This is a genomic window from Roseomonas sp. BN140053, assembly GCF_047690175.1.
GTDB lineage: Bacteria > Pseudomonadota > Alphaproteobacteria > Acetobacterales > Acetobacteraceae > Roseomonas.
In genome coordinates, this window is record NZ_JBLLEB010000071.1 from 1 (window position 1) to 8,462 (window position 8,462).

General features: G+C 63.1%; 6 protein-coding genes and 1 pseudogene. 3 read left to right on the plus strand and 4 right to left on the minus strand.

What is annotated here, in order from left to right:
- Positions 1–1,359: carbohydrate-binding domain-containing protein (locus tag ACLIBK_RS25170; protein ID WP_415390054.1), on the minus strand; the 1,359-nt coding region annotated here is incomplete at its 3' end.
- A gap of 469 nt (positions 1,360–1,828) precedes the next feature.
- On the opposite strand from ACLIBK_RS25170, the gene ACLIBK_RS25175 reads away from it, so the two are divergent.
- Positions 1,829–2,797: an IS481 family transposase gene (locus ACLIBK_RS25175; RefSeq protein WP_415390055.1), complete on the plus strand. Its 969-nt coding sequence runs from the start codon at positions 1,829–1,831 to the stop codon at positions 2,795–2,797.
- 311 nt (positions 2,798–3,108) lie between these two features.
- A protein-coding gene (locus ACLIBK_RS25180) for an IS3 family transposase (protein WP_415390056.1) occupies positions 3,109–4,283 on the plus strand; the annotation gives its coding sequence in 2 pieces (ribosomal slippage) (positions 3,109–3,385 and positions 3,385–4,283; 1,176 coding nt in all).
- A gap of 313 nt (positions 4,284–4,596) precedes the next feature.
- On the opposite strand, the gene ACLIBK_RS25185 is transcribed toward ACLIBK_RS25180, so the two are convergent.
- On the minus strand, positions 4,597–5,283 hold the full coding sequence (locus ACLIBK_RS25185) for a glycosyltransferase (RefSeq protein ID WP_415390057.1): 687 nt from the start codon (positions 5,281–5,283) through the stop codon (positions 4,597–4,599).
- Positions 5,284–7,066: 1,783 nt separating this feature from the next.
- Between ACLIBK_RS25185 and ACLIBK_RS25190 the strand changes: the two genes are divergently transcribed.
- Positions 7,067–7,825, plus strand: coding sequence for a lytic transglycosylase domain-containing protein (locus ACLIBK_RS25190; RefSeq protein WP_415390058.1), 759 nt, complete (start codon positions 7,067–7,069; stop codon positions 7,823–7,825).
- A gap of 73 nt (positions 7,826–7,898) precedes the next feature.
- On the opposite strand, the pseudogene ACLIBK_RS25195 reads toward ACLIBK_RS25190, so the two are convergent.
- Positions 7,899–8,033, minus strand: a pseudogene (locus ACLIBK_RS25195) (integrase core domain-containing protein); the annotation flags it as partial.
- 12 nt (positions 8,034–8,045) lie between these two features.
- Positions 8,046–8,339, minus strand: coding sequence for a hypothetical protein (locus ACLIBK_RS25200; RefSeq protein WP_415390059.1), 294 nt, complete (start codon positions 8,337–8,339; stop codon positions 8,046–8,048).
- Positions 8,340–8,462 lie beyond the last annotated feature (123 nt).

Here is an 8,462-nt window from a genome sequence, read left to right on the forward strand (position 1 = left end):
GTCGAAGGCGAAATCCTGCGTCCGGCCAGCGGCATGGGAGGCTGTTGCGGTCTGCACGCCCCCGAGCTGCTTGCCATCGACGCTGACGGTGAACTGCGCATGCCCTTGGTAGGCGTCCTCCGACAGCCGCAGCACCAGCTTGCCGCTGGTGTCCAAGGAGGCGAGGTCCTTGTCCTTCAGGATGAACTGGTGTGCACCAGCACTGTACAAAGACACGGAACTGTCGGCGTAGGTACGCCCGTCCAGCGAGATCGAGTCGACGTAGAGGTTACGGTCTGTACCGGGCAAGCCGCCGTTGGCGTCGTTGAGGAAGTTCACCGACACCCTGTGGTTGCCGGAGTTGAAGTCAACGCCGAAGGTGAAGTCCTGCATCTGCCCAGCGGCATGCGACGCGGTTACAGTCTGCACGCCGCCGAGCGTCTGGCCGTCAACAGCCACGGTGAACTGCGCGTGGCCCTGGTAGGCGTCCTCCGACAGTCGCACCACCAACGTGCCACTGGCGCCCGACGGCGCGTTGCCGCCCGAGGTGGCAGGGAAAGCCGCTTTGTAAGCTGCACCGGTTGCCGGCTCGCTGCCATCCGACAGCTTGCCGGGATAGTCAGCATCGCTGTTCCAGAACGTCTGGTAAACGACGTCGTGGTCCTTGAACCAACCCGCTGCCTTCTGCACGTAAGCAGCCGAGTTATTCCCCTGCACTCCCCACTCCGAGTAGGCGGTCGGCTTACCATGGGCGTCTGCGAAGTTCTCCAGCCATCGCAGCCCCTGGGGACGATCGACCATGACGTCGAAGGCCTTCGAAGCATCGTAGGAAGTCCATTGCGGGTGCTGGTAGAAGTCCATCCCGATGACATCCACGTAGGCATCACCTGGGTAAGCGGCTTCAGGGTTCATCCCATGGTCGGTGTTGTTGACGTTCCATTCGAAGACGAAACGGTCCGAAACGGAGCGGAACGTGTCGACGAAGTGGCGGAAGGTGTCGATGAAAGCCTGTTCATGCCCCTGTGCCGACCAGGGGAACCAGTCACCGTTGAACTCCCAGCCCGTGCGGATGTAGATGTGCTCGTCCTCCGGGCGAAAGCTCGCGAGCGAGTTCGCCGCTGAGCGATAGAAAGCGTCGTAGGCGCCCCAAGCGCCTGCCTCGAGACTGGCTCCATTCACGGTCAGCGGCACGGACCAGAGGATCGGACGGTTGATCTGGGTCCAGAGCTGGGTCGCGGCCCAGTTCGCCGATCCGACGAAGTCACCCCAGTTCGCGTGCCCGACATACCCCAACACGGCGTCGACAGGACGACCGAGCCACTGTTCGAAATTGTTCACCGCGCCAGGGTCATTACCAACGTACACGCCGAGCTGCGTCATGTGCCTACCCTATGAGGTCGCGGCACACTTACACGTGAGTTGGCTCTAGCCGCTCCACGCCACGCCTTGGAATGTGCAGCGCAGCATGAATTTTTGCCGTCAAGCGCTTGGACACGACTGAATTAGGAACAAATGTCGCCAGTACGACTCCAGCCGGAGATAGGGCAACACTGTGATGGCAAATTGGACACATAATGCATGTGGCTGTTGTTGAGTCTACTCGGGGAAGTCTGCCCCACATCCGTTGCAAGCGCTATAGTATAGCACTAAATTTGAGATTTTTACGACTTTTTATCCATATGTGCCGGCAGGATCACACCAGTTTTCAAAGGTAAAAATCAGACGAATCTCTCTCTAACCCTTCGCTGTTGTGTTCTGATAAAAAACAAAATTCTGTCCCAGCCCGGCCTAGATGTGTAGTCCCGGGGAGTAGTGGTGCATCTTTGACCCGCGAGGGGGAGGATGCCCTATGGCAGGCGGTCTTCACGGTTCAGCCCGAACGACGCCGCGTGTTCGAGCCGAGCTCCAAGCGTCGAAAGAGAGCGGCCGCACCCTGGCCGCCCGCTACGGGCTGAACCCCAAGACGGTGGCCAAGTGGCGCGCCCGCAGTGGCACGGTCGACGCCCCGATGGGTCCCGCCCGGCCTCGTAGCACCGTCCTGAGCGAGGCTGAGGAAGCGGTCGTCGTCGAGTTCCGGCGCCGTACCCTCCTGCCGCTGGACGATGTCCTGGGCTGCCTGCGGGAGACCATTCCGGCCCTCTCCCGCAGCGCTCTGCACCGCTGCCTCGCCCGCCACGGCATCTCTCGCCTGCCCAAGGACGAGGAGAAGGCTTCCAAGCGCCAGCGCTTCGCCGAAACCGCGATCGGTTACGTCCACATCGACGTCTGCGAGCTGCGCCTGGCGGACGGCAAGCTCTTCATGTTCCTGGCCATCGACCGGGTATCCAAGTTCACCCACGTCGCCTTCCTCGACGCCAACACCAAGATGAACGGTTCCGCCTTTCTCCGCGAGGTCGTGGCCGCCTTCCCCTACGCCATCCACACCGTCCTGACCGACAACGGCATGGCCTTCGCCGACCTGCCGAAGAACAGGAACGGGCCGACGCGCCGCTATCTCGGTGCCCACATCTTCGACCGGGTCTGCCACGAGCACGGCATCGAGCATCGTCTCACCAAGCCATACCATCCCTGGACCAATGGTCAGGCCGAGCGGATGAACCGAACCGTCAAGGACGCCACCATCAAGGCCTTCCACTATCCCAGCCTTCACGCCCTCAAGGCCCACGTCCTGGCCTTCGTCACGGCCTACAACTTCGGCAAGCACCTCAAGGCGCTCCGATGGCGCACACCCTTCCAGGCCATCTGCGCTGCCTGGACCAAAGACCCCGCCATCTTCAAAATCAACCCGCACCACCTCATCCCGGGACCAAACATCTAGCATTACAATTGCGTTCGTCGTCTGACATGAGCGTCTTGCGCGGCGGCTTGATGAGCGCGTCGCCAGAATGACCAGGCGATGACGGTGGCGGGCTGGATCCGCCGCTGCGCAAGGCGGATCGCTATGCAGCGGATTTCCTGGATCGACCACCGGATGGGTTCCGCAGTGCCCGGGGCTGCTTCTGTGTTTTTTGGGGCGCCGGCTGATTGGCGTGGTGGCGGATCACCGCCAGCATGGCGAGGGCCAGTGACCTGCCCCCGTAAAAGCGGTCCGCCGGTAATGTACTCGGCGGACGCGGAGGGGACTTTGGGATGGGCAGGCAGAAAGCGCATACGCCCGAGGAGATCGTGGCGAGGCTGCGCCAGGTCGAGGTGCTGACTGGACAGGGCAAATCGGTGGTGGAGGCGGCGCGGGCGATCGGGGTGAGCGAGCCGACGTACTACCGCTGGCGGGCCGAGTTCGGTGGGCTGAAGTTGGACCAGGTGAAGCGGCTGAAGGAGCTGGAGCGCGAGAACGCGCGGCTGCGCCGGGCGGTCTCGGACCTGACCCTGGATAAGGTGATCCTGAAGGAAGCTGCATCGGGAAAATACTGAGCCCCGCGCGTCGCCGGGCGGCGGTGGAGCACGTGAGGCGGCAGCTCGGTGTGTCCGAGCGCCGGGCGTGTGCGGTGCTGGGGCAGCAGCGATCGACGCAGCGCAAAGACATGCGGGGCCGGGACGACGAGGCGGCGCTGAGGACAGACATCGTCGAGCTGGCCAAGCAGTACGGCCGCTACGGCTACCGGCGGATCACTGCCCTACTGCGAACCCAGGGATGGGTGTGCAACCACAAGCGGGTGGAGCGGATCTGGCGGGCGGAGGGGCTGAAGGTTCCGGCGCGCCAACCCAAGCGCGGGCGGCTGTGGCTGAACGACGGGTCGTGCGTGCGGCTACGGCCGGAGCGGGCGAACCACGTTTGGGCGTACGACTTCGTGGAGGACCGCACCCGGGACGGGCGCAGGTTCCGCATGCTCAATATCGTGGACGAGTACACCCGCGAGTGCCTGGCGATCCGGGTGGGCCGCAAGCTGAGCTCGACGGACGTGGTCGACGTGCTGACGGACCTGTTCATTCTGCGCGGCACCCCTGGCCACATCCGCTCCGACAACGGGCCGGAGTTTGCAGCCACTGCAGTGAAGGACTGGATCCGCGGCGTCAGGGCCAGGTCGGCGTTCATTGAGCCCGGCAGTCCGTGGGAGAACGGCTACGTCGAGAGCTTCAACGGCAAGCTCCGCGATGAGCTGCTCAACGCCGAAGCGTTCAACACCCTGGCCGAGGCCAAGGTCCTGATCGAGCAATGGCGCGTGCACTACAACACCGTCCGCCCGCACTCCGCCCTGGGCTACCGGCCGCCCGCCCCGGAGGTCGTCATGCCCGGCCAGCCAGTCCCGCCCGCCAGCCCTGGTCCGGCCAGTTCAGCCCCGCCCTCTACCGCCATGCTCCACTAAAACCTTGCCCGGATCACCTCATGGGGGCTGGTCACCCTTCGCACCGGCCCTGGTGGCCCCGCGACACGAGGCAAAGGGGAGATAAATTGGGGCAAAGTACGCCGTTTCAGAATTCAGGCCCGATAAACCTGAATTATCGGGCCTGGGTGGCTGCCCAGAGGCGCGCTACGCGCCTGTTTTCGTGGAAACCTGAGGCGAACAGGGCGGACCAGCCCAGCCTCCTAGCCAGGAGGCTGGGCTGGCGCATCGACCTGCAACACGGCCTCTATCGGGCCTTAAGGACCTATTCCGAAGGCTGACCAACCTTTCCAGATTATTCGCCCGCTGCCCGGTAGGTGTCCGCTGTTTGCTGGCCAATGGTCCGCCAGTCCGGGGTCTGGTCTGCCGTGGTCCAGGCGCTCGCCGAGCACGCGGCGGCGAAGGCACGATCCTGCAGGAGATGCGCGATCGCCGTGCGTAGAGCCGCAACGTCCCCGGGCGGAACAAGATGGCCCTGCACGCCTTCCACCAAGGTTTCCGCGAAACTGCCCAGGTTGGATGCGATGACCGGCCTGCCATGGGAGAGCGCGTAGGGCAGGACGCCGCTGGCCTCGATCTCCCGATAAGGGAAGACGGCCACCACCCCGGCTGTGAAGAGCTCGCCGATCTCCTCGTCGCTGACGAAGCGTGGTTCGATGGACACCTGCCCGGCGAGGTCGTGCTCTGCCACCAGCCGATGCAGTGGGCCGAGGTCCATGTAGGGCTTGCCGACGATGCGGATCCGGGCCTGGTCCCGCAACTCACCGGGCAGTCCGGCGAAGGCCTCGATCAGCAGGTCCGCCCCCTTGTAGGGCTTGATCTTGCCGAAGAGGGTCAGGGTCAGGCGACCTCGCATCGGGCCGTTCGCCGCCGGCGGCAATGGCGCGAGCAGGCCGTGCGGCAGCAGCACCAGGCGTTCCGCCGGGATGCCCTGAAGCCGCATCCTGTCCCGCCCCTGCGCCGTATGCACGATCAAGGCCACAGAACCCACCCACAGCTAGCGACCCTCAACATGAGTAGGGTGAGGTGCTTCCTCATGCGTGGGCCGCGACGCTTCGCCGCCGCCAAGCGCCCGCTGAGGCACAAGCCTGTCACCTGATGGATACCGTCGGGAATTGTCTTGCTACCGCTGTCATCTCCGCATTGGTGCCGGACTCTGACACCCTTGCCCGCCCTGACCTCGCTCAGAAAGGCTCTGAGCGCGCGAGAAGCGGTCGTGAACTGCAGTCGTCTAACGGCCCAAGGTCCGAGCGGGGGACGCGCGCCAGGTCCGTTCGACTTCGACCTGCTCAGTCTCTGGCCACAGGAGTTACCGCTGAAGCGACTGCGCTCACTCTCGGAACAGGCGTGTTCGCTGGCCCAGACACATTTTTTTGTTCTAAAAATAGAAACATAGATGTAAATAGAGACAAATGACTCCTGTGGTACCTTCCTCTCGTAGAACTACGGATGGGTCAGCCCGACCGTGTGCCACCTCGCTTGGCGTGCCACATCCCGCACCTTGCCGGTCGACAAGCTCCGCCAGCAGTAATCACCCTCCTCGGGTACGCCCATGCGTGAGTTCCACGCTGCACCTCGCTTGGCATAGCAAGCCACTTACTCACTTCCGCGCTGCTGCGAGTGGATCTGCTTTGGGCCTCAGGCGCGCGGCAGTGGATGTCATTGGTACGATCGCCGTGTCCAGGCAGCACGAAATTTCGGCCGAGGGAACTATCGGCATCGCCAAAAAGGCAGCCGACCCAGGCAATCTGCTGGGCAACAGTCTCTGCCTGAAACTACAGCTTCAGCAGGTCTGCAGTCTTCAGTGCATGCAGCAGGAAACAGCCTTCAGCTTCAAGCTACTTCAACTCCGCCAGCTTGTCAGTGACGGCCGGTTGTACGGTCGTGCGTCGGAACTCCGGGTAGAGCTAGCCGGCGAACCGTGCCGACTGGCAGCACTCCATATCCGCTAGTACGGGATAACGGACCGTGACCCCAAAACAGTGTCGTGAAGCGCGCGGCCTCCTCAGGTGGAGCCGCGTGCGTCTGGAAGGTCGCTCGGGCACCAATGCTGACGCAGTCCGATACTTCGAGACAGGCCAGTTCCAAACACGCGCGGACAATGTCGAGGCAATCCGCGCAACTTTGGAGGAGGCAGGCGTGGAGTTCATGGCAGAACACGGTAGAGGCCCGGGTGTCAGGCTTCGGAGCGACGCATGACCCTGCTGCAGTGTAGCAAGGCGGCAAACATGCTCGACTACAGCCGCCAGCGGTTCTGCACATCGTCTGCGACCAACCATAGCGCGACCTGCTGTTTCGCAGCATGCCAGTGTTGGAGGCACAGGCAGACGGCTGCTTATGCTTGGTTCGCTTTGAGAGCTACCAGCCTTCAGTTCAGATGCAAGAGCGGCAGTGAGTTAAAAATACAAATGCGGCAGGCTCCCGAGCAGCAGGAAGCTTTGCCGCCACCATCTGCAAGATGGACTGCTCACAATGCTCGGAAGCCCAAGAAGGCTATTCCCATTGTGGCGTAAGGCAGGGGCGGGAAAAACCGCTGAAGCACTGTTCAGCCTGGCGCTCGGCGGCGGCCTCGGCTGCGCTGCGCCCGCAGTTCCTGTAGCCCCTCGCGCGAGGCACTGCCGCGCGGCCGATTGGCATCATGTCGAGACATCGTCGGCGGAGCAGCTATGATACAACGCCTCCTCAGCGCTATGACTGCGGTCCTGCTGCCATATGCTGCACTCGCTGCCGATGTCCCGCCCGGCCTGCCGGACAGCACTGCCTGTTTGAGCGCGATCAGTGCAGCAGAGAGAGAAGCGCGTGTGCCGCCTAACCTGATGAGGGCAATTGGCACGGTCGAGAGCGGCCGCTTAGATGCCACGACTAGGCGGGTCGCCCCCTGGCCCTGGACTATCAATGTCGCCGGCACTGGCCGTTTCTTTGAAACCAAGTTTGCTGCTATCACAGCGGTGGAAGAGGCCCGTGCGGCCGGTGTTCAGTCTATTGATGTCGGATGCATGCAAATCAACCTGATGCATCACCCCGCTGCATTTGTTTCCCTGGACCTTGCTTTCGATCCTGCCACCAACACGGCCTATGCAGCGCGTTTTCTCACGCGGCTATTTCAGCAAACCAGCAACTGGTACCGGGCTGCTGCGGCCTATCATTCCTCTACGCCGGAGATCGGCGAGCCTTACGGCCAGCGAGTTGCCGCGCTCTGGCCTGATGCTGCACGGTACCGCCCTGCGCCGACCGCGACGGCGACTGCGACTGCGATCGCATCCACCTCCGTACGCCGTGCGGCGATAGAGGTAGACCCTTTCGATATCTACACTCCTGAGTTCCGTGCTCAGCTTCTACGCAATTCGGTGGACCGTGCTCGTCGTTTGGCAGAGACCCGAGGAACGGCGCTGCGCGCTCGATTGCAGGAGCAGCACTCGCCATCTCGCTTGGCAGACCTGGAGCGCTCAGGTCAGAGTAGTATTCAGCCCCCACGAGGTGGCCCGGGCGGAAGATCAATGCGTAGCGGGCCTGGGCAGGACTGATCCTGTTGGCCCAGGAATGTTGGATAACATCGGAGGTGTTGTCAGCATCACCTCCCGGGGCAGGCGGGCCGTAGCGAAGCGCCGAGTGATGTCGAATCGTGTTGTAGTACACTTGCCACTGCTCGGTCAGGCGCTTGGCCCCGGCCGAGCTGTCGTATGCCTCGCAGCTCAGGAGCTCGTCGCGCAGCTTGCTGCGGAAGCACTTCACGTAACTGCTTTCTCACGGACTGCCCGGCTCGATAAACGCCATGCCGGCGCGCACGCCGGTGATCCAGCCTTTCGAGGCTGTGACGGCCAACTCCGGCCTACCGTCCGAGCGGATGTGCCCGACGATGCCATGTTTGATGAACAGGGAACATGTTGCCCGGCTGCGCAGCGGACTGCGTGGTTTCCCGAGTTGGTACATGGCGAACGCCGTAGCGGTCCTGCCCCCCATGCCGTTGCGGGTCATCGGCCCCCGCGTAAGGAGACCTGGGCCGACTACCTGGAGCGCGAGTTCCGTGGCGAGCAGCAACTAGAGCAGATCCCGAGCGAACCGAATCAGAGGGCTTGCCCGGCTCGGGGGCAATCTGATTCAAGCTGCTGGCTGGGGTTGGAGGCCAGCGGCGATGGCGAAGACCTTGTCGGAGGACCTGCG